Source organism: Sphingomonas sp. MMS12-HWE2-04 (assembly GCF_044881185.1).
Lineage (GTDB): Bacteria > Pseudomonadota > Alphaproteobacteria > Sphingomonadales > Sphingomonadaceae > Sphingomonas.
On record NZ_CP173254.1, the window covers coordinates 2,922,957 to 2,941,969 of the forward strand.

Genomic DNA, 19,013 nt, shown 5'->3' on the forward strand with positions numbered 1-19,013 from the left:
TGCTGCTATAGTTGCGTAGAGGAAGACACCCGATGACGATCGACGATCTCTACGCACAGCACCGCGAATTGATGCGCCTCTGCGAAGACATTCTCACCGCCGCTTCTACCTCGCCGCCGGCGATGGCCGATCTGCTGGCCGCGCGGCGCGCGATGGCGCAGGCGATGGCGCGCCACCTCGCCGACGAGACCGTCCTCGCGCTCAAGCCACTCGGCACCAGCCCCGATGCCGGCGATCGCGCGCTCGCCCGCCGTTATACCGACGATCTGCTGGTCCTGCGCCAGGGCAGCACGGCGCATTACGCCGCCTGGACCGCCGAGACGATCGCCGCCGCTCCCCGCGAATATCGCTTGCAGGTCCGCCAGTTGATGAACGTGATGGCCGCGCGCCGTCTGTGGGAGGAAACCGAATTCCTTCCCGCTGCCAGCCGCCTTCTCGCCAATCCCCTGCGCAAGGCGGGCTAGGCGGCGGCGATCTCGATCACGATCTTTCCGATATGCTCGCCGCCTTCCATCCGACGGTGCGCGCCCGCGGCATCGGCGAACGGAAACACCGAATCGATCACCGGCTTGAGCTTGCCCTCGCTGACGAACGGCCAGACGGTCCGGGTCAATTCGTCCGCCACCAGCGATTTGAACGCCGTGCTGCGCGGCCGCAGCGTCGATCCGGTCATCGTCAGCCGCCGCCGCATGATCTCCCAGAGCGGCACCGTCGCCTCCGCGCCGCGCTGGACTGCGATCGAGACATGCCGTCCGTCCTCGGCCAGGCAGGCGAGGTTGCGCGCGACATAGTCGCCGCCGATCATGTCGAGCACGATGTCGACGCCGCGCCCGCCGGTGATGTCCTTCACCCGCTCGACGAAATCCTCGGTCTTGTAGTTCACTGCCTCGGCAGCCCCCAGCCGGCGCGCCGCATCGCATTTCTCGTCCGAGCCGGCCGTGGCGATGATCGTCAGGCCGAACAGCCGCCCCAGGCTGATCGCCATCGTCCCGATGCCGCTGGTGCCGCCATGGACGAGCAACCAGTCGCCCTCGACGGCGTAGGCGCGCTCGAAGAGGTTGGTCCACACCGTAAACAGCGTCTCGGGGATTGCCGCGGCCTCGATCATCGTCAGCGCCTGCGGCACTGCCAGGCACTGGCCGAACGGCGCCACGGCATATTGCGCATAGGCCCCTCCCGAGACCAATGCGCAGACCTGCTGGCCCAGCATTTCCTCGGGAACGTGCGCCCCCAAAGCGACGATCGTGCCCGAAAGCTCCATCCCGAGGATCGATGGCGCGCCGGGCGGCGGCGGATAGAGGCCGCGGCGCTGCATCACCTCGGGTCGGTTGACCCCGGCGGCGGCGACGCGGATCAGCACGTCGTCCTCGCCGGGCACCGGAACGGGGCGCTCGACGGGAACCAGCACTTCGGGACCGCCCGGCGCATCGGGATCGATCGCCAGCATAAACTCAGGCACGCTCATCGGCTTGTCGCTCGGCCCCCGGGGATATTAACCACGCGTCTTATTGACATCGCACCTCCCCCGGTCAACGCTGCCTGAATGGACGCCGACGAAAATCTTCCGCGTCGCAAAGACGACCTTGTCGCCCAGCTCGGCAAACAGGATCTCGATCCCTTGTCGGTGGACGAGCTCGAGGCGCGGATCGCGCTGCTGGAAGCCGAAATCCAGCGCGCGCGCGCAAAAATTAAATATGCCGTTAACCACCGCGCAAGCGCGGACGCTCTATTTAAGAAATAAGCGTGACAGGCACCGGATGTGGGGCGAAACGCCACCCAAACCTCCGGTGCCGGGCCGTCGCGCTTGATGCGGGGCCTGCCGATACCGACATTGTCGGAAACGGGCTCAGTATCCCTGTCAGGCCCACTGGAGTTGTAGTGAATGCCTAGTTTCGCCTCCGCCCTGGAATCCACCCTGCACAAGGCGCTCGAAGCTGCGAGCTCGCGCCGCCACGAATATGCGACGCTGGAGCATCTGCTGCTCGCGCTCGTCGACGATGAACATGCCTCGAAGGTGATGAGCGCGTGCGGGGTCGATCTCGGCGAGCTCAAAAGCACCGTGGCGCATTATCTCGATACCGAACTCGAAGCGCTCAAGGTCGAGAATTCGACCGATCCTTCGCCCACCAGCGGGTTTCAGCGTGTCGTCCAGCGCGCCATCCTCCACGTCCAGTCCTCCGGCCGCGACGAAGTGACCGGCGCGAACGTGCTCGTCGCCTTGTTCAGCGAGCGCGAGAGCTATGCGGTCTATTTCCTGCAGCAGCAGGATATGAGCCGCCTCGATGCCGTCAGCTTCATCTCGCACGGCGTCGGCAAGGGCTCGGGCTCGACCACTGAGCCGACCACGCCCAAGGGCGCCGACGAGGAGAAGTCGACCAAGGCCGATGCCAAGTCGGGCAAGGGCGAGAGCGCGCTCAAGCAGTTCACCGTCGATCTCAACGAGAAGGCCAAGAACGGCAAGGTCGATCCGCTGATCGGCCGCGGCCCGGAGGTCGATCGCACCGTCCAGATCCTGTGCCGCCGCTCGAAGAACAACCCGCTCTATGTGGGCGATCCCGGCGTCGGCAAGACCGCGATCGCCGAAGGGCTCGCGCGCAAGATCGTCGAGGGCGAAGTTCCCGACGTGCTCAAGGAAGCCGTGATCTACTCGCTCGATATGGGCGCGCTGCTCGCCGGCACGCGCTATCGCGGCGACTTCGAGGAGCGCCTCAAGCAGGTCGTCAACGAGCTCGAGAAGCTGCCGCATGCCGTGCTGTTCATCGACGAGATTCACACGGTGATCGGCGCGGGTGCCACCAGCGGCGGCGCGATGGACGCGTCGAACCTCTTGAAGCCGGCACTGTCGGGCGGCACGATCCGCTGCATCGGCTCGACCACCTACAAGGAGTTCCGCAACCACTTCGAGAAGGACCGGGCGCTGCTCCGTCGCTTCCAGAAGATCGACGTCAACGAGCCGACGGTGGAGGACACGATCAAGATCCTCGCCGGTCTGCGCACGGCGTTCGAGGAGCATCATCACGTCAAGTACACGCCCGACGCGATCAAGTCGGCGGTGGAACTCAGCGCGCGCTACATCAACGACCGCAAGCTGCCCGACAAGGCGATCGACGTGATCGACGAAGTCGGCGCGATGCAGATGCTGGTGGCGCCGGGCAAGCGCAAGAAGACGATCACTCCCAAGGAGATCGAGCAGGTCATCGCGACGATGGCGCGCATCCCGGCCAAGACGGTCTCGACCGACGACACCCGCGTGCTCGCCAATATCGAAGGCGATCTCAAGCGCGTCGTGTTCGGCCAGGACAAGGCGATCGAAGTGCTCAGCTCGGCGATCAAGCTCAGCCGTGCGGGCCTGCGCGATCCAGACAAGCCGATCGGCAACTATCTGTTCTCGGGCCCGACCGGCGTCGGCAAGACCGAGGTGGCGAAGCAGCTCGCCGAGCTGCTCGGCATCCCGCTCCAGCGCTTCGACATGTCCGAATATATGGAGCGCCATTCGGTGAGCCGCCTTATCGGCGCGCCTCCGGGCTATGTCGGCTATGATCAGGGCGGCCTGCTGACCGACGCCGTCGATCAGAACCCGCATTCGGTGCTCCTGCTCGACGAGATCGAGAAGGCGCATCCGGACCTGTTCAACATCCTGTTGCAGGTGATGGACAACGGCAAACTCACCGATCACCACGGCAAGACGGTCGATTTCAGGAACACCATCCTGATCATGACCACCAATGCCGGCGCGTCGGACATGGCCAAGGAATCGATCGGCTTCGGTGAGATCAGCCGCGAGGACGTTCAGGAAGAGGCCGTGAAGAAGCTCTTCACTCCCGAATTCCGCAACCGTCTCGATGCGATCGTGCCGTTCGACTATCTCCCGCCGGAAGTCGTCACGCGGGTGGTGGACAAGTTCATCCTCCAGCTCGAGCTCCAGCTGGCCGATCGCGGCGTCCATATCCAGCTCGAGGAAGACGCCAAGAAGTGGCTCACCGATCGCGGCTATGACAAGCTGTATGGCGCGCGCCCGATGGGCCGCCTCATCCAGGAGAAGATCAAGCAGCCGCTCGCCGAGGAGCTGCTGTTCGGCAAGCTCGTCCATGGCGGTGAGGTCAATGTGAAGCTCAAGGACAATGCGCTCGTCTTCGAGACGACGCCGGCCGCGCCGAAGAAGCCCAAAAAGGGCGGCGGCAAGAAGACTGAGAAGATCGACGCCAAGTAAGGCGCCAGCCTCGAAATGCGACGGGCCCGGGTAACACCGGGCCCGTTTCGTTTGAGGTCCGGTATCCGCGCACGCTCAGCGATAGACGACGTATCCCGGCGTGGTGATGATCGTCACCGTCACCCCGCCTGCCGGAACATAGTTAACCGGCGGCGGGGGTGGCGGCGCATAATAGACCGGCTGCGCGGGCGCGCACCCGTTCCACCGGCAATGGTCGAGCTGCGCGATCCGCTCTTCGGCCATCCGCCGCATCCATTCGTCGCGGCGGATCGCATCGGCGACCTGCGCGTCGGCACTCGCCCAGGCATCGTCGCGGCAGGCGCTGTCGCTCCCGCAGATCCGGTTGACGGCCTTTCCGACGCGCTTCTCTAGCTCGTCGACGCCGCTATCGGTCGACAGGTCGAGCGCCGAGGCATCGACGCGCACCGATCGCCATTCGCGATCGCCGTCCCAATTCTGGGCGTAAGCGGGAACCGCGCAACCGGCAGCCACCGCCGCGAACAAGACCAGCTTCAACATCGGATCCTCCAGAGATCGCCACGCCTGCATAACGCTCTCGTGCCGCCCGGTTCCACTGCCGATCCGCGCCTGTCCCAAGACTGGACACCGCGTCAACGCGCCGCAGGCGGGCGGAACTGCGCTGACGCACACGAAAGGGGGCCGGCAAGCGCCAGCCCCCTTCCGCATTCCAATGGAGGTCTCAGGCGTTCGCGCCGCCATCCACGGTGAGCACCGATCCGGTGACGAACCGCGCGCCCGGCCCGGCAAGGAATGCCACCGCGGCAGCGATGTCCTGCGGCGCACCATAACGGCCGAGCGAGGTCAGCCCGCGGATCGCTTCGGCATTCTCGCCATCGGCGGGGTTCATGTCGGTATCGATCGGGCCGGGCTGGACCAGGTTCGCCGTGATGCCGCGCGGCCCGAGCTCGCGGGACAATCCCCGATTGAAGGCGAGCAGCGCCGACTTGGTCATCGAATAGGCCGTCGAGCCGCCAAAAGGCACGCTCTCCGCCAGGCACGATCCGATCGTGATGATGCTCGCCCCTTCGCCCAGATGCGGGATCGCCGCCGACGACGCGAGCACGACGCCGCGCACGTTGACGTTGAGCAGCGCATCGAGATCGGCAAGGCTCATCTCCTCGACGGTGCCGTAGCGCGCGATGCCGGCATTGTTGACCAGGATGTCGAGCCCGCCCAGCGCCGCCACCGCTTCGGCGACCGAGCGTTTCACCGCTTCGGGATCGGCGCTATCGGCCTGGATCGCCACGCCGCGGCGCCCCTTGGCCTCGATCGCGCGCACCACCGCGGCAGCCTTGTCGGCCGAGCGCTCATAAGTGATCGCGACGTCCGCGCCGCGCGCCGCCAACTCCAGCGCGATGCCCGCCCCGATGCCCCGCGACGCGCCGGTTACCAGTGCCCGCTTTCCCACCAAGTCGCTCATGTTCAGCCTTTCTGTATCGATTGACACAGAACTAGCTAGGAAGCTTGCCTGGCGGCGTCAACCGATTTATATATCGATCGATGCAGAAATCTGAGGTCCCGTTGCAAACCGGCGAAAAAAAGGTGCGCAGCCGGGGCCGCCCGCGTTCCTTCGATCGCGAAGCGGCGCTCGCCCGGGCGACCTGCCTGTTCTGGCGCAAGGGCTATGAAGCGACCTCGATCGCCGATCTCACCGAGGCGATGGGGATCGGCTCGCCCAGCCTCTATGCCGCGTTCGGATCGAAGGAGGCGCTCTATGTCGAGGCGCTGGGCCATTATGCCGAGAATTATGACGGCGTCGTCTGGGGCCGGTTCCGTGCCGCGCCGAGCGCGCGCGAAGCGGTCCGCGCGTTTCTGCTCGACTCGGCCGAGGCGCTGACCGGCACGCCGGGCGGAACGCCCACCGGCTGCATGGTCACGCTGTCGTCGGTGAGCGACGGCCAGTGCGACCTCAGCGCGCGGATGCGCGCCGCGCGCACGACGACGCTCGACCGGCTGGAAGCGCGCCTGCGCGACGCCATCGCCGAGGGCGAGCTCGCCCCTGGCCTCGACGTCCACGGCCTCGCCCGCTTCGTCCAGACCGTGCAGAGCGGCATGTCGATCCTCGCACGCGACGGTGCCGCGCAGGCCGATCTCGAAGCCGCGGCGGAGATCGCGATGCTCGGCTGGGACGCGCGGACCGCCCGCGCCTGAGCTTTTTCGCATGAACTGAGCTCATGGCTCTGCCGAGCGAAGATGCTTTGTCGTCCGGCGGCTCCTCCCGCATTTCCGCGGCGAAGGAGAAAATATCATGCTCAGGATTGCCACTGCCCTTGCGGCCCTGCTGTCGGGTGCCGCCCCCGCGCAGGACCAGGCCGATCCGCTGACACGCCCGATCGATGTCGACCGGGCGGCCGAATGGCTCGCCCCGCGCCCGCCGGTGCGCCTGTTCGGCACCAGCTACCTTGTCGGCTTCGCCGGCCTCAACGTCGCGCTGATCGACACCGGCAACGGCCTGATCCTGATCGACGGCGCCCTGCCCCAGGCCGCGCCGCGTATCCTGGCGACGATCGCCAAGCTCGGCTTTCGCCCTCGCGACGTGAAATATATCCTGAGCACCGAGCCATATCCCGATCATGCCGGCGGCCTCGCGGCGCTCGCCCGCGATACCGGCGCCGTGGTGATCGCCAGCGCCCGCGGTGCCGAGGCGCTGCGCACCGGCCGCCTCGCCGCCGACGATCCGCAACTAGGCTATGACAGCCGCTTCCCGCCGGTCGCCGCGGTACGCGCCGTCCGCGACGGCGAAGTGCTGCGCCTCGGCAAGATCCGGGTCACCGCCCGCGCCACGCCGGGCCACACCATGGGCAGCATGAGCTGGAGCTGGCAGGCGTGCGAAACGCGGCGCTGCCGGACGATCGTCTTCGCCTCCAGCCTCAATCCGGTATCGGCCGAGGGCTACCGCTTCACCGCGCCGACCTCGCGTCCCATCGTGGCGGGCTATCGCCGCAGCTATGCCGTGATGAAGGCGATGCCGTGCGACATCCTCGTCACTGCGCACCCCAATCAGGGCAGTCCCACCGGACGGTTCATCACCGGCCCGGGCGCCTGCCGCGGCTATGCCGAAAAGGCGGAGCGCCTGCTTGCCGCCCGTCTCGCCAGGGAACGGGGCTGACCCGCATAACGGCGATGCATGCTGCACCGCGAGACCTGCATAGGGGTTGTCGTATTTGTTCAATACGGCACCGTTTCGGCCCGGTAATGGCGCCGCATCTTGCACGGCGGCGCACAAACAGCGCCCCCAAGGGAGAAGCGGTAATGCGGGGGTACAGGCAGCGGCTGCTGGTCGCCGCGGGATTGATGGCAGGCACGCTGGCGGCGAGCGCGGTGATGCCGCAGGTCGTCGACACGCCCGCGGCAAAGGGCGCCGTCACCGGAGTCGCACGCGGCGCTGCCGCCAGAGGCTGAGGGGATTCCTCAGGGTCCGTCCCCGGACCGTGAGGGACAGACGGCGCCCGGCCAGCCCCGGCTCGGGCGCCGTCGCTTCAGGCCACGCGCCGAAAGGGAATGTCGCGCCGCAGGAAGGTGAGCGAACGCCACACCCATTCGATCGGGCCGTATTGGAAGCGGCGGAACCACAAATTGGCGATCGCCAGCTGCGCCGCAATCGCCGCCAGCCCCACCCAGAGCCGCGTGGTCCCATCCCAATCGTCGTACAGTCCCAGTCCGAACGTGTAGAAGACGGGGACGAAGATCAGCGACTGCAGAATATAGAGCGTCAGCGTCGCGCGCCCGGCGGCGGCGAGCGGCATCAGCAGCCGCCGCGCCGGGCTCTGATAGAGGTTGAGCAGCACCAGCGCCCAGCCAAAGGTCGCGGCCAGCTCGAACCAGCTCGACAGCATCGAATCGAACAGCCGGTTGACGTCGTCGCTATGCCCACGCGCCGCGAACCAGCCGAACACGATCGGCCGGGCATAATGGAACACCCCCACCACCATCGCCGCGACGCCCAGGCCGATCCAGCGCGCCTTGGCGAATTCCTCCAGCCGCGCGAAGAAGCCGATCCTCCCGAGCACCATGCCGACGAGATAGAGGCCGAAGATCTGAGTCAGCCGCCCCGATTCGAGCATGAACCACCATTTGGGGATCTGCCCCTGCCACAGGTTGGCGCGCAGATGGTCGCCCAGGCTGCCATGCAGATAGGCTTGCATCGCCGGATCCCAGCCCGATCGCGCCGGCTGGTTCGCCCAGGCCGCGCCGGCGTCCGCCGCGAGCAGCTGGATCAGCACCGTCGGTCCCAGGAAGCAGACGATCGCCGCGACGATCAGCGCGCGGTTGCTCTTCACCCGGTGCGCGATCAGCAGCAGGAAGCCCAGCCCGGCGAGCAGCTGGATGATGTCGCCGCGATAGATCAGCGAATGGACGAAGCCGATCCCCTCCAGCACCAGCAGCCGCCAGGCGAAGCGCGCCGAGAAATCGCTCCCGCGCTTGGCTGCGCGGTCCATCAGGATGAAGAAGCTGAACCCGAAACACAGCGCCAGCAGCGAGAAGCTCTTACCCATGAACAGCGCGAACACGGTGTCGACCGCGATGCCGCCATCGGGCTTCGACCAATAGAGTTCATAGCTCTCGACCATGTGGACGAGGAACAGCGCCATCAGTGCAAAACCGCGGATGATATCGACCGATTGGAGCCGTGACGCCGCGTTGCTGATAATGGGGGCCGCCGGTGCGGCCTGGGCGTCGGTCAATATTCGCTTCCCGTGTTTTTCGTTGCCGCGCGCCTATCGCCGGCGCGTCGGGCCGATCAAGGCAAAGAATTGTCGTTTCGTCGCGTCGTTTACATCTTGTTCGTCATACCCGCCGTAGCAGGGGGAATGATCGTGGTCGGATCATTCCGGTTTCTCGCGGCGCTCGTCGCTTGCCTCACCGTGCTCTGCCTCCCTCAGCGGGCGGCAGCGCAGGCGGGCGTTGCCGGTCGTGCCATCGAGACCTGCGTGCTGCGCGATACCGGCCAGCGGGATCCCGCCGATCTGCTCCGCCATCCCGAACGCTTCGACTGCACTACGCCGCAGCACCAATTGGGGTCCGGAGATTTCTGGGTGATTTCGCGCGACATCGGCCAGCGCTCGCGTTCGCGCGCGCCGCTGATGGTGCGCAGCGCCAGCGTCTGGCAGGACGGCGTGGGTTTCTACACGCTCTATGCCGATGGCTATGTCGCGCAGGCGCATACCGATGCGCGCGGCGTCACGCCGCTGCTCCAGCTCGGCGCGATCGTCGAGCAGCCGCTCGAGCGCCGGCTCGCGCCGATCGTCCGCGTGCTCTGGCATATCAAGGGCGCGGCCAACATGCGCGGCATCGTCGTCGGCGCGCGCGTGTCGACCGCCGATCAGAGCGTCTCCGCGAACCTGACCATGTCGGCGATCTATGCCGGGTTCGCCGGGCTGTGCATCGCGCTGATCGTCTACAATCTCGCGCTCTTTGCGGCGCTGCGCCACCGCTTCCAGCTCTATTATTGCCTGATGGCGGCCGGGCTGCTCGCCTATACGCTGTCCTCCTCGGGCGCGCTGGCCTGGGTGATGCCCGGCATCGTCAACAACGATCGGCTGCGGATCAATTATCTGTTCCTCGGCTGGATCGGCGTCTCCGCGCTGGTCTTCGCGCGCAGCTTCTTCGAGGATCGCGTCTTTTCGGGCTGGCTGCGCCGCTACACCACCTTGGTGGCGGGCACGGTCGGCGTCGCCGGCGCCTTTGTCTTCGTGGCGGCGCCCTGGGGAATCCGCGTCCTCGACACGCTGTTCACCTGCGCGTTCCTCGGCTTGTCCACGGTAATCGTGCCGGCGCTGTGGCGCGCCTGGCGACTGCGCAGCAACTTTCTCTGGGTGTTCGCGCTCGGCTGGGGCGCGCCGATCCTTGCCGCGATGCTGCGCGCCTTCGCCAATCTCCACATCGTCCAGTGGAGCTTCTGGATCGACAATTCGACGCTGCTCGCCACCGCCGCCGAGGCGCTGCTCTCGGCGGTCGCGGTCGCCTATCGCATCAAGCTGCTCAGCAAGGAGCGCGACGAGGCGCTCGCCAGCGAAGTCCTTGCCCGCCGCCTCGCCGATACCGATCCCTTGACCGGCCTGCTCAATCGCCGCGCCTTCCTCACCCAGGCGATCGGCCGCGCCGGCGATCAGACCCTGCTCATCGCCGATCTCGATCATTTCAAGCGGGTCAACGAAACGCTCGGCCATGACGGCGGCGACGAAGTGCTGCGCGTCTTCGCCCGGCTGTTGCGCACCAGCGTGCCGCGCGGCGCGCTCGTCGCGCGGATGGGCGGCGAGGAATTCGCCGTGCTCGCCGATACCGCCACGGCGCCCGATCCCGAGGGCTTGCTCGCCCAGCTGCGCGCCACCCGCATGCCCTTCGATCTCCAGGTCACTGCCAGTATCGGCGGCTGCACCGGGCCGCTGACCTCGGACATCCATTGGAAGTCGCTCTATCGCGGCGCCGATTCCGCCCTGTACGACGCCAAGTCGGCGGGTCGCGACCGCGCCCGCGCGACGATCCGCGAAGCCGCCTGAGACCCTAGGGAAACGCCGCTTTGGCCATTGCCGCGGACCCTTCGCGCGCCTATCGTGACGCCATGAACCGACGCGCCCGCATCCTCGCTTTGGCAGGCCTCGCCGCGCTCGCGCTCCTCGTCGCCGTGGGCCCTGAGCACCGCGCCAACATCGAAATTTTCGCGCATCGTCAGGGCGATACCGCGCCCCAGCGCCTCCAGGCAGCGATCGATCTCGGCATCGTCGGCGTGTCGGTTCTGGTCACCTGGAGCAAGCGGCTCGCCCCTTGACGTTCACGTCAACCTGCTTACACCCGTGTCAATGAGCGATCCCGAGCACGCCTGGCGTACTGCCTATGGTCATCCCGGTCCGTGGGACCAGACCTTTCCGCCGACCACGATGATTGACTTGTTCGAGGCCAGCGCCGCTGCCCATCCGCACGCGCCCTTCCTCGATTTTCTGGGCCGCCAATATAGCTATGGCGAGGTCCAGCGCAGCGTCGATCGCGTCGCCTGCGGGCTGCGCGCGCTCGGCTATGGCCCGGGCGACCGGATCGGGCTCTTCCTGCCCAACGTCCCGCATTATGTCGCGGCCTATTACGGCATTCTCAAGCTCGGCGCGACGGTGGTCAATTTCTCGCCGCTCTACACCGCCGACGAGCTTGCTCATCAGGTCGCCAATTCGGGCACCCGCTTGCTGTTCACGCTTTCGGCAAAGGCCCTGCTCCCCACCGCATTGAAAGTCCTGGAGAACAGCGCGCTCGAGCGCCTCGTCGTGGGCTCGGTCGCCGGCGCACTGCCCGGCCTCAAGTCGATCGCCTATCGCTTGCTCAAGCGCGCCGAAGTCAGCCAGATCCCGAGCGACTTGCGCATCCTCACCTTCAAGAAGCTCACCGCCAATGCTGGCGGTTGCGGCCTGCCCACGCTCGATCCCGACACCGATATCGCGCTGATCCAATATACCGGCGGCACCACCGGCGTTCCCAAGGGCGCGGTGCTCAGCCACCAGAACCTGTCGGCCAATGCGCGCCAGGTCGCGCATCTCGATCCCGAATTCGGCATCCCGAACAATTCGATCCTCGGCGTGCTCCCCTTCTTCCATGTCTTCGCAAACACCTGCGTGCTCAACCGCAGCGTGATCAGCGGCGGCAAGATCGTGATGCTACCGCGCTTCAACGCCAAGCAGGCGCTCGCCGAGTTGCGGCGTACCCGCCCGCGCTCGCTGCCCGGCGTGCCGACGATGTACCAGGCACTGCTCGACGCGCCGGGGATGAAGCCCAGCGACTTCAGCAGCCTGCGCTTCTGCATCTCGGGCGGGGCGCCGCTGCCTTCGGCGCTCAAGGACGATTGGGAACGGATCACCGGCGCGCGCGTCACCGAAGGCTATGGCCTGTCGGAAAGCTCGGGCGTGGTCTCGACCAACCCCTATGAGGGGCTCAACAAGCCCGGCACGATCGGGCAGCCGATCCAGGGCACCCGCGTCCGCATCGTCGACAAGGAAGATCCCACGCGCCCGCCGCCCGAAGGCGAGCCGGGCGAGCTGATCGTCTCGGGCCCGCAGATCATGAAGGGCTATTGGCAGCGCCCCGACGCCGATGCCGAAGTCTTCGTCGAGTCCGAAGGCGAGCCGCACTGGCTGCGCACCGGCGATGTCGCGACGATCGACGAGGACGGCTATATCCGCATCGTCGACCGGCTGAAGGACATGATCGCGGTCGGCGGGTTCAAGGTCTTCCCCAGCCAGATCGAGGCGGTGCTCTACACCCATCCCGCGGTCAAGGAAGCGCTCGTGATCGGCCTTCCCGATGCCTATCACGGCGAGCTTCCGCACGCCTATGTCACGCTCAACGACGAGGCCGATACCAGCGGCCCGGAGATTTGCGCCTGGCTCAACGGCAAGCTCGGCAAGCACGAGCGCGTTTCCGAGGTCGTGGTCCGCGAAAGCCTGCCCAAGACGATGATCGGCAAACTCAGCCGCAAGGACTTGATCGCCGAAGTACAATCAAACAAAGCATAATTTCGAACAACGCTTGTCTTGCGGAACAACCAAGACCACTATTCTTTCTTTTAACTTTGATTTAACCGCAAAAATCTATCTTTCCCTTGCCTTGCGAGGGAGAGATCGGCCCGTGACAAGAATTGCGTCGAAAGAAATAGGCTTCACCTTCCTATTTTCTTTATTTTGCGCATGTCTTTCATGGACTTACGCAACGCCTTTTCTACTTCCTTCGCTCGGTGGCGCCGCCTTTGTCGGCGTGCACTATCTTGTGCCGCTGGTGGGACTGATCGGGCTGATCGGTTTCGTCGGAATCCAGGGAAAGGCCTGCGGATATGCGGTGCTGGCGCTGCCCTGCTACGCGGTCGTGCTGTGGCTGCACTTCAACGTCAAGGCGTGGGTGCCGTTCATCAACCCCGCCACTTATGATGCCGAGTTCATGGCGGTTGACCGGCAGATGCACGGAATCGTCGATGCCTGCATCGCGATCCGCGGCTGGCTCGCAACTTGGGTGCCCGGGATCAACGATCTTTACATGAACGGGTTCATGCTGTTGTTTTACTGCAGCTTTATCGTGCATTCGATGAAGACGCCCGATCAGTTCCGCACGCTGTTCCTGTCGGCCCTGTTGCTCCAGGGCCTGGGCGGGCTTTGCTACCTGCTGTTCCCGGCGATCGGACCGTTCCTCTACGAGACCGGCGCCAATCCCGTGCTGACCCAGGCCCAGGCGCATATGCTCGCGGTCCGCGAGGCCGCGGTCGCCGGCGGGCGCGAATGGCTGGCGGCGAACGGCGCGCGCGAATTCGTCAGCCCGCTCGGCGCGATGCCATCGCTCCATGCCGGCGGCGGCTTCCTGTTCCTGTGGTTCGCCTGGAAACATTGCCGCGTGCTGCTGCCGCTCTACGTGCCGCTGTTCGCGTTCATCCTGATCGGCGCGATCGCCAATCGCTTCCACTATATCGTCGATCTCCCGGCGGGGATCGCGCTGGCGGGCCTTTCGATCTGGCTGGCACATCGCCTCCACGCCGGGCAGCCCTGGCCGTCGGGCTGGCGCTGGGCGACGTTGCCGCCCTTCGGTGCGGTCATGCGTGCCGATGGCGGATTGCGCCAGACACCCAAGACCGCCCTGGCGAAGGCCCCGGCCACGCGATAGCCTCCCCGGCCAGACATGATATCCTGCACGGGCGAACCGCCCGGCCAATGCTGGAGAGGACCGCAATGCGCCATAGTCTTCCCGTCGAGTTCAGCCGCCGGAGTGATTGGCCCGGATCATTCCAATTCCGCTATCCGGTTCGTGTGGTCACCGGCGGACTGGTCGCCACGGTCTTTTCGATCTCGTTCCTCGATCCCCATGATACATCGCGTGAGATTGCTGGGTTCCGCGGAGTCGCCGGCGGCCTCACGCTCGGGCTGATGGATGCCGAGGGCACCGCCGAATTCTTCGTGCCCGTCGAAGTCATGCAAGGATGGTCGGCCGATTTTCGCGGTGGCGGCGGCGCGCTGGGCGCCGGCAGGATGGTCTTCGATTTTCACGCCAAGGACGGGCGGGGGCTCGGCGCGGCGAGCGTGATCAGCACCGGCTTCGGGATCGCCGGGTTTGGCGGAAGCGGGTCGTTCGACTTTGTACACCCCTTCAAGATCGGGTCGGATCGGACGAAACGCTGGCGCTATCGCTGGATTGGGACCGGGCACGCACCGATCCCAACGCGCCGATACCGGTCGTATTGGGTAGGGACGTCTGGAACGCTGGCGGGGATCTGTGGACGCTGGTTGAGGCGGGCAACGGCCATTTCCTGCTCCTGGCCGGGGACGACTTGGCGCTGGAGATTCCCGATGGCGACGATCGACCCGGCGCACCGGTTCAAGTCTCGAAGCGCACCGGCGGCGACAACCAGCTCTGGTTCTTCGCGCGCCGGCCGGACCCGGCCGCGCACACGATGCTGATCGTCAACAAGCAATCGCAGCTCGCGATCGACGTCGACGGCGCGCGCGGCGAGCCCGGCGCCAAGGTTCAGCAATGGCCCGCTGCCGGCAACGCCAACCAGCGTTGGCGCTTCGTGTCGCTGGCCCCGCGCACCTGAGGTCGCGTCGTTGCGAGGGCCAAGGGTGGCGCGCGCCCGCGGCGGGGGCTAGAGTGCGCGCGACCAATAGGAGTGGAACCATGCGGTTGCCGGGCTTGGCGCTTGCAGGAAGCGCGGTGTTGCTTGTGTCCGCCGCCGAGCCGCAGCGGATCGACGTTGCGCTCTCCAACTTCGCCTTCACGCCCGATACGATCGCGCTCGTGCATGGCCAGCCCTATGTCCTGCATCTGTCGAGCAGCGGCGGGCACAGCTTCGCGGCCAAGGCGTTCTTCGCCGCCGCGACGATGCCCGCCGCCGATCGTGCCCGGCTCAAGGGGGGCAAGGTCGAGCTCGCCGGCGGCGACAGCGTCGACATCGCTTTCGTCGCGCCTGCCGCAGGCACCTACCCGATCAAATGCACCCATTTCCTCCACGCCGGCTTCGGCATGACCGGCACGTTCGTGGTGCGCTGAGCCCGCTCAGTCCCCCGGCTTGCCGCCGCCATACATCACGGCCTTCAAGTTCATGAACTCGTGCAGCCCCCAGGGGCCAAGCTCGCGGCCATGGCCCGACAGCTTCACCCCGCCGAACGGCGCCTCGGGGGTCGAGGCGAGCAGCGCGTTCACTGCCGTCATCCCGCTTTCGATGTCGCGCGCGAACCGCTCGATCTCGGCGTCGTCGGTCGTCCATACCGCCGAGCCAAGCCCATAGGGCACGTCGTTCGCCAGCGCGATCGCATGGTCGATATCGTCGGCCTTGTAGACCGCGGCGACCGGCCCGAAAATCTCCTCCTTGGCGACATCGCTCTCGGGATCGACGCCGACTAGCACGCCCGGCGACATCCACGCCCCGTCGCGCTCGATCTTCTCGGCGCCGAACAACAGCGTCGCGCCCTCACCCACGGCGCGCGCGACCTGCTCGAGCACGGTATCGCGCTGCTGGATGCTGGAGAGGGGGCCCATCCCGGTCTCCTTCGCCATCGGATCGCCGATTGTCACCGCCTGCATGCCTGCCGAGAATTTCTCGAGGAACGCGTCATACACTTCGGCATGGACGATCATCCGCTTGGCGCAGATGCAGCTCTGTCCGGCATTCTGCACCCGCGCGGTCACTGCGGTCTTCGCCGCGAGATCGAGATCGGCCGAGGGCATCACGATCAGCGGGTCCGATCCGCCGAGTTCGAGCACCACTTTCTTGAGCGCGCGCCCCGCCGCCTGCGCCACCTTGGCGCCCGCGCCTTCGCTGCCGGTCAGCGTCACCGCGACCACGCGCTTGTCGGCGATGATATCGGAAACCTTGTCGGACTTGATCGCCAGGTTCTGGAACAGCCCGTCGGGCGCGCCGGCCGCACTCACTAGCTGCTGCATCAACCCCGCGCAGCCCTGGACGCTCGAGGCGTGCTTCAGCAGCGCGACATTGCCCGCCAGGATCGTCGGCGCGAGGAAGCGCACCACCTGCCAATAGGGGAAGTTCCACGGCATCACCGCCAGCACCGGCCCCATCGGCAGCCAGCGCGCCACGGCGTGACCGCCCGCCGTCTTGACGCTCGTCGGCTCGAGATAGGCCGGGCCGTGCTCGGCATAATGCCGGAAGCCCGAAATGCATTTCTCGACCTCGGCGACCGCGCTCGCCAGCGTCTTGCCCATTTCGCGCACTGCGGTCTCGGCGAGATGCTGCTTGTCGGCCTCCCAGGCCTCGGCGATTCGCGCCAGCAGCGCGGTGCGCTCGTCCAGTGGCGACACCCGCCACGAATCATAGGCGGTCTTCGCGCGCGACAGCGCCAGTTCGATGCCGTCGGCGTCGAGTTCCGGATAGGTCTGGATGGCCTCGCCGGTCGCGGGGTTGATGCTGGTAAACATGGTCGCTCCTTTCGCCCGAGCCCGTTGAACTCGTGCGCCGCACCGGTGGTTGCAACCCCCTTGGCGCTGCCGCATAGCGTGCGCCATGGCAGAAGAAGCAGACATCGCCGCCCTCTCGTTCGAGGACGCCTTGAAGGAGCTCGAACGAATCGTCGGGCGGCTCGAAAGCGGTGAGGCCCAGCTCCAGGAGGCAATCGACCTCTATGAGCGTGGCGACCGGCTGCGCCGCCAATGCGCCGCGCGGCTCGATTCGGCCCAGGCACGGATCGAGGCAATCCGCACCGATGCCGAGGGCCGCGCCACCGGCGCCGTCCCCTTCAACGCCGGCTGATGATGACCGGTGTGCCGCACGCCAGCCTCGCGCTGCAGGCTGCGCTTCGCCAGGTCTCGGCAGAGATCGACCGTCAGTTCGATACGCTGCTCGCCGTCCCGTCGGACCCGCGCGAGGCGCTGTATCGCGCGATGCGCCACGCCGCGATCGGCGGTGGCAAGCGGCTGCGTCCGCTGCTCGTCTTCGCCACCGCCCAGATCTTCGGCGTCGATCGCAGCTGCACCGCGCGCGCCGCGACTGCGCTCGAGGCGATCCACGTCTATTCGCTGATCCATGACGATCTGCCGGCGATGGACGACGACGACATTCGCCGCGGCAAGCCGACGGTGCACAAGGCGTTCGACGAAGCCACGGCGATCCTCGCCGGCGATTGCCTCCACGCGCTCGCCTTCGAAATCCTCGCCGATCCCGCGACGCATGCCGATCCCTTCGTCCGCGCCGAACTCGTCGCCGCGCTCGCCCATGCGTCGGGCCCCGCGGGCATGGCCGGCGGGCAGATGATGGACCTCGAAGCCGAGAAAGCGAGCTTCGACCTCCAGACCGTCACCCGGCTCCAGGCGCTCAAGACCGGCGCGCTGATCGGCTGCTCGGTCGAATTCGGCGCGATCCTCGGCCGCGTCTCCGCCGAAGGCCGCACCGGGCTGCGCGGCTATGCCCGCGATGTCGGCCTCGCCTTCCAGATCGCCGACGACATCCTCGATGCCGAGGGCGACGAGGCACTGGTCGGCAAGAAGCTCCACAAGGACGGCGACGCCGGCAAGGAGACCTTCCTCACCCTGCTCGGCCTCGATCGCGCTCGCGAACAGGCCCGGCTGCTCGTCGAGCAGGCGATCGAGCATCTCAAGCCCTTCGGCAGCGAAGCCGATCTGCTGCGCGATATCGCCCGCTTCACCCTGGAGCGCGATCGCTAGGGCATCGGCCCCGCGCGATTTTGCGCTTCGACTTCGCCGCGCGTTTGTGCTGCAAAGCGGCATTGGCCTCCGCGTCCGCGGCGGCGCTTCTGAGAGACTGCGCATGACCCCCCGCATCGGCGTCTATCCCGGCACTTTCGATCCGGTCACGCGCGGCCATATGGATATCATCCGCCGCGGCGCGAAGCTCGTCGACACGCTGGTGATCGGGGTGACCACCAATCCCTCCAAATCGCCGATGTTCTCGGTCGAGGAGCGGATGGCGATGGTCATTCGCGAGACAGCGGACATCGCCGGCATCGTCGTGGTCAGCTTCGATTCGCTGCTAATGGACTTCGCCGAGGCGCAGAATGCCAGCGTCATCGTGCGCGGGCTGCGCGCCGTCGCCGATTTCGAATATGAATATCAGATGGCGGGGATGAACCAGCAGCTCAACGACAAGATCGAGACGGTCTTCCTGATGGCCGACGTCTCGCTCCAGCCGATCGCCAGCCGGCTGGTCAAGGAAATCGCGCTCTATGGCGGCGCGATCCGCAAGTTCGTGCCGCCCGCGGTGGAGGCCGACGTCGTCGCCCGAGTCGCCCAGATCGGTCGCAAGGGCAGCTGAGCGTTCCGCCTCTCCCGCCGGGAGAAGCGCAGCTTATTTCTTGCGCTTGAAATCCACCGAGACGACGTTCGATCCGTCCTCAGGCGCGGTGACCACGGCCGAGGATGCCGCGTCGTTCTCGGCCTCTTCGGGAAGCTCCGATTCCTCGGCGACGTCGGACGCCTGGAAGCGCAGCTCGAAATTGACCGCCGGATCGTGGAAGCCGGTGATCGCCGCGAACGGGATGTTGAGCGTCGAGGGCACCTGGTTGAAGCTCAGCCCCACCGAGAAGCGCTCGTCGTCGACCTTGAGGTCCCAATAACGGTGCTGGAGCACGATCGTCATCTCGTCGGGGAACCGGTCGATCAGCCGCTGCGGGATGTCGACTCCCGGCGCGTGCGTCTTGAACGTGATGTAGAAATGATGCGCGCCGGGGAGACCCCCGGTCTGCGCGACGGAGTTCAGCACGCGGCCAACGACGGCGCGCAGGGCTTCCTGCACGATCTCGTCATAGGGAATCAGGCTGTCGGGCACGGTGCCGGTCATGCCCCTTGGGTAGCG

General features: G+C 66.4%; 22 protein-coding genes. 15 read left to right on the plus strand and 7 right to left on the minus strand.

Going from position 1 to position 19,013, the window contains the following annotated elements; genetic code table 11:
• Nucleotides 1–32: 32 nt before the first annotated feature.
• Complete coding sequence (locus tag AB2M62_RS13530) at nt 33–464, plus strand: hypothetical protein (RefSeq protein WP_404334535.1); 432 nt, start codon at nt 33–35, stop codon at nt 462–464.
• On the opposite strand, the gene AB2M62_RS13535 is transcribed toward AB2M62_RS13530, so the two are convergent.
• A complete protein-coding gene (locus AB2M62_RS13535) occupies nt 461–1,465 on the minus strand; it encodes an NAD(P)H-quinone oxidoreductase (protein ID WP_404334537.1) in 1,005 nt (334 codons plus the stop codon). The genes AB2M62_RS13530 and AB2M62_RS13535 overlap by 4 nt on opposite strands.
• A 78-nt stretch (nt 1,466–1,543) precedes the next feature.
• Between AB2M62_RS13535 and AB2M62_RS13540 the strand changes: the two genes are divergently transcribed.
• Nucleotides 1,544–1,741 carry a DUF1192 domain-containing protein gene (locus AB2M62_RS13540; RefSeq protein WP_404334539.1) on the plus strand — a complete coding sequence of 66 codons (198 nt, stop codon included), beginning with the start codon at nt 1,544–1,546 and terminating at the stop codon, nt 1,739–1,741.
• 141 nt (nt 1,742–1,882) lie between these two features.
• Nucleotides 1,883–4,210: an ATP-dependent Clp protease ATP-binding subunit ClpA gene (clpA, locus tag AB2M62_RS13545; RefSeq protein WP_404334541.1), complete on the plus strand. Its 2,328-nt coding sequence runs from the start codon at nt 1,883–1,885 to the stop codon at nt 4,208–4,210.
• 75 nt (nt 4,211–4,285) lie between these two features.
• Here the strand turns inward: clpA and AB2M62_RS13550 are convergent, their stop codons facing one another.
• Together AB2M62_RS13550 and AB2M62_RS13555 are read right to left on the minus strand one after the other, a co-directional pair.
• Complete coding sequence (locus tag AB2M62_RS13550) at nt 4,286–4,729, minus strand: UrcA family protein (protein ID WP_404334543.1); 444 nt, start codon at nt 4,727–4,729, stop codon at nt 4,286–4,288.
• Between the two features lie 181 nt (nt 4,730–4,910).
• On the minus strand, nt 4,911–5,651 hold the full coding sequence (locus AB2M62_RS13555) for a 3-oxoacyl-ACP reductase family protein (protein WP_404334545.1): 741 nt from the start codon (nt 5,649–5,651) through the stop codon (nt 4,911–4,913).
• 122 nt (nt 5,652–5,773) lie between these two features.
• On the opposite strand from AB2M62_RS13555, the gene AB2M62_RS13560 reads away from it, so the two are divergent.
• From AB2M62_RS13560 to AB2M62_RS13570, 3 genes are all read left to right on the plus strand, one after another.
• Nucleotides 5,774–6,382 (plus strand): TetR/AcrR family transcriptional regulator, encoded by a 609-nt coding sequence (locus tag AB2M62_RS13560; protein WP_404334547.1) that lies wholly within the window; start codon nt 5,774–5,776, stop codon nt 6,380–6,382.
• Between the two features lie 97 nt (nt 6,383–6,479).
• Complete coding sequence (gene bla, locus AB2M62_RS13565) at nt 6,480–7,340, plus strand: subclass B3 metallo-beta-lactamase (RefSeq protein WP_404334549.1); 861 nt, start codon at nt 6,480–6,482, stop codon at nt 7,338–7,340.
• A 143-nt stretch (nt 7,341–7,483) separates the two neighbouring features.
• Nucleotides 7,484–7,633 (plus strand): hypothetical protein, encoded by a 150-nt coding sequence (locus tag AB2M62_RS13570; RefSeq protein WP_404334551.1) that lies wholly within the window; start codon nt 7,484–7,486, stop codon nt 7,631–7,633.
• A 77-nt stretch (nt 7,634–7,710) separates the two neighbouring features.
• On the opposite strand, the gene AB2M62_RS13575 is transcribed toward AB2M62_RS13570, so the two are convergent.
• On the minus strand, nt 7,711–8,916 hold the full coding sequence (locus AB2M62_RS13575) for a DUF418 domain-containing protein (protein WP_404334553.1): 1,206 nt from the start codon (nt 8,914–8,916) through the stop codon (nt 7,711–7,713).
• Nucleotides 8,917–9,048: 132 nt separating this feature from the next.
• Between AB2M62_RS13575 and AB2M62_RS13580 the strand changes: the two genes are divergently transcribed.
• The 4 genes from AB2M62_RS13580 to AB2M62_RS13595 all read left to right on the plus strand — a co-directional run bounded on the left by AB2M62_RS13580 (nt 9,049) and on the right by AB2M62_RS13595 (nt 13,858).
• Complete coding sequence (locus AB2M62_RS13580) at nt 9,049–10,731, plus strand: diguanylate cyclase domain-containing protein (protein WP_404334555.1); 1,683 nt, start codon at nt 9,049–9,051, stop codon at nt 10,729–10,731.
• A 20-nt stretch (nt 10,732–10,751) separates the two neighbouring features.
• Entirely contained in the window at nt 10,752–11,000 is a 249-nt protein-coding gene (locus AB2M62_RS13585) for a hypothetical protein (RefSeq protein WP_404334557.1), read from the plus strand.
• A gap of 31 nt (nt 11,001–11,031) precedes the next feature.
• Complete coding sequence (locus tag AB2M62_RS13590) at nt 11,032–12,726, plus strand: long-chain fatty acid--CoA ligase (protein WP_404334559.1); 1,695 nt, start codon at nt 11,032–11,034, stop codon at nt 12,724–12,726.
• Between the two features lie 238 nt (nt 12,727–12,964).
• Nucleotides 12,965–13,858 (plus strand): phosphatase PAP2 family protein, encoded by an 894-nt coding sequence (locus AB2M62_RS13595; protein ID WP_404334560.1) that lies wholly within the window; start codon nt 12,965–12,967, stop codon nt 13,856–13,858.
• Between the two features lie 116 nt (nt 13,859–13,974).
• Here AB2M62_RS13595 and AB2M62_RS13600 read toward each other — a convergent pair whose 3' ends face one another.
• Nucleotides 13,975–14,334, minus strand: coding sequence for a hypothetical protein (locus tag AB2M62_RS13600; RefSeq protein WP_404334562.1), 360 nt, complete (start codon nt 14,332–14,334; stop codon nt 13,975–13,977).
• A 95-nt stretch (nt 14,335–14,429) separates the two neighbouring features.
• On the opposite strand from AB2M62_RS13600, the gene AB2M62_RS13605 reads away from it, so the two are divergent.
• Nucleotides 14,430–14,786, plus strand: a complete 357-nt coding sequence (locus tag AB2M62_RS13605; RefSeq protein ID WP_404334564.1) for an RICIN domain-containing protein — start codon at nt 14,430–14,432, stop codon at nt 14,784–14,786.
• Between the two features lie 80 nt (nt 14,787–14,866).
• On the plus strand, nt 14,867–15,238 hold the full coding sequence (locus AB2M62_RS13610; RefSeq protein WP_404334566.1) for a plastocyanin/azurin family copper-binding protein: 372 nt from the start codon (nt 14,867–14,869) through the stop codon (nt 15,236–15,238).
• 6 nt (nt 15,239–15,244) lie between these two features.
• On the opposite strand, the gene AB2M62_RS13615 is transcribed toward AB2M62_RS13610, so the two are convergent.
• Nucleotides 15,245–16,624 (minus strand): NAD-dependent succinate-semialdehyde dehydrogenase, encoded by a 1,380-nt coding sequence (locus tag AB2M62_RS13615; protein ID WP_404334568.1) that lies wholly within the window; start codon nt 16,622–16,624, stop codon nt 15,245–15,247.
• A gap of 85 nt (nt 16,625–16,709) precedes the next feature.
• Between AB2M62_RS13615 and AB2M62_RS13620 the strand changes: the two genes are divergently transcribed.
• The 3 genes from AB2M62_RS13620 to coaD all read left to right on the plus strand — a co-directional run bounded on the left by AB2M62_RS13620 (nt 16,710) and on the right by coaD (nt 18,473).
• Entirely contained in the window at nt 16,710–16,955 is a 246-nt protein-coding gene (locus tag AB2M62_RS13620) for an exodeoxyribonuclease VII small subunit (RefSeq protein ID WP_404334570.1), read from the plus strand.
• 2 nt (nt 16,956–16,957) lie between these two features.
• Entirely contained in the window at nt 16,958–17,866 is a 909-nt protein-coding gene (locus AB2M62_RS13625) for a polyprenyl synthetase family protein (RefSeq protein ID WP_404339942.1), read from the plus strand.
• A gap of 103 nt (nt 17,867–17,969) precedes the next feature.
• Nucleotides 17,970–18,473, plus strand: a complete 504-nt coding sequence (gene coaD / locus AB2M62_RS13630; RefSeq protein ID WP_404334571.1) for a pantetheine-phosphate adenylyltransferase — start codon at nt 17,970–17,972, stop codon at nt 18,471–18,473.
• 33 nt (nt 18,474–18,506) lie between these two features.
• Here coaD and AB2M62_RS13635 read toward each other — a convergent pair whose 3' ends face one another.
• Nucleotides 18,507–18,998 carry an SspB family protein gene (locus tag AB2M62_RS13635; protein WP_404334573.1) on the minus strand — a complete coding sequence of 164 codons (492 nt, stop codon included), beginning with the start codon at nt 18,996–18,998 and terminating at the stop codon, nt 18,507–18,509.
• Nucleotides 18,999–19,013: the final 15 nt, after the last annotated feature.

What these genes read in the sequence shown, in the direction of transcription:
- AB2M62_RS13530 (WP_404334535.1), top strand. Translation starts at nt 33, where the DNA reads ATGACGATCGACGATCTCTACGCACAGCACCGCGAATTGATGCGCCTC.
- AB2M62_RS13535 (WP_404334537.1), bottom strand. Translation starts at nt 1,465, where the DNA reads ATGAGCGTGCCTGAGTTTATGCTGGCGATCGATCCCGATGCGCCGGGC.
- AB2M62_RS13540 (WP_404334539.1), top strand. Translation starts at nt 1,544, where the DNA reads ATGGACGCCGACGAAAATCTTCCGCGTCGCAAAGACGACCTTGTCGCC.
- clpA (WP_404334541.1), top strand. Translation starts at nt 1,883, where the DNA reads ATGCCTAGTTTCGCCTCCGCCCTGGAATCCACCCTGCACAAGGCGCTC.
- AB2M62_RS13550 (WP_404334543.1), bottom strand. Translation starts at nt 4,729, where the DNA reads ATGTTGAAGCTGGTCTTGTTCGCGGCGGTGGCTGCCGGTTGCGCGGTT.
- AB2M62_RS13555 (WP_404334545.1), bottom strand. Translation starts at nt 5,651, where the DNA reads ATGAGCGACTTGGTGGGAAAGCGGGCACTGGTAACCGGCGCGTCGCGG.
- bla (WP_404334549.1), top strand. Translation starts at nt 6,480, where the DNA reads ATGCTCAGGATTGCCACTGCCCTTGCGGCCCTGCTGTCGGGTGCCGCC.
- AB2M62_RS13570 (WP_404334551.1), top strand. Translation starts at nt 7,484, where the DNA reads ATGCGGGGGTACAGGCAGCGGCTGCTGGTCGCCGCGGGATTGATGGCA.
- AB2M62_RS13590 (WP_404334559.1), top strand. Translation starts at nt 11,032, where the DNA reads ATGAGCGATCCCGAGCACGCCTGGCGTACTGCCTATGGTCATCCCGGT.
- AB2M62_RS13610 (WP_404334566.1), top strand. Translation starts at nt 14,867, where the DNA reads ATGCGGTTGCCGGGCTTGGCGCTTGCAGGAAGCGCGGTGTTGCTTGTG.
- AB2M62_RS13615 (WP_404334568.1), bottom strand. Translation starts at nt 16,624, where the DNA reads ATGTTTACCAGCATCAACCCCGCGACCGGCGAGGCCATCCAGACCTAT.
- AB2M62_RS13620 (WP_404334570.1), top strand. Translation starts at nt 16,710, where the DNA reads ATGGCAGAAGAAGCAGACATCGCCGCCCTCTCGTTCGAGGACGCCTTG.
- AB2M62_RS13625 (WP_404339942.1), top strand. Translation starts at nt 16,958, where the DNA reads ATGACCGGTGTGCCGCACGCCAGCCTCGCGCTGCAGGCTGCGCTTCGC.
- coaD (WP_404334571.1), top strand. Translation starts at nt 17,970, where the DNA reads ATGACCCCCCGCATCGGCGTCTATCCCGGCACTTTCGATCCGGTCACG.
- AB2M62_RS13635 (WP_404334573.1), bottom strand. Translation starts at nt 18,998, where the DNA reads ATGACCGGCACCGTGCCCGACAGCCTGATTCCCTATGACGAGATCGTG.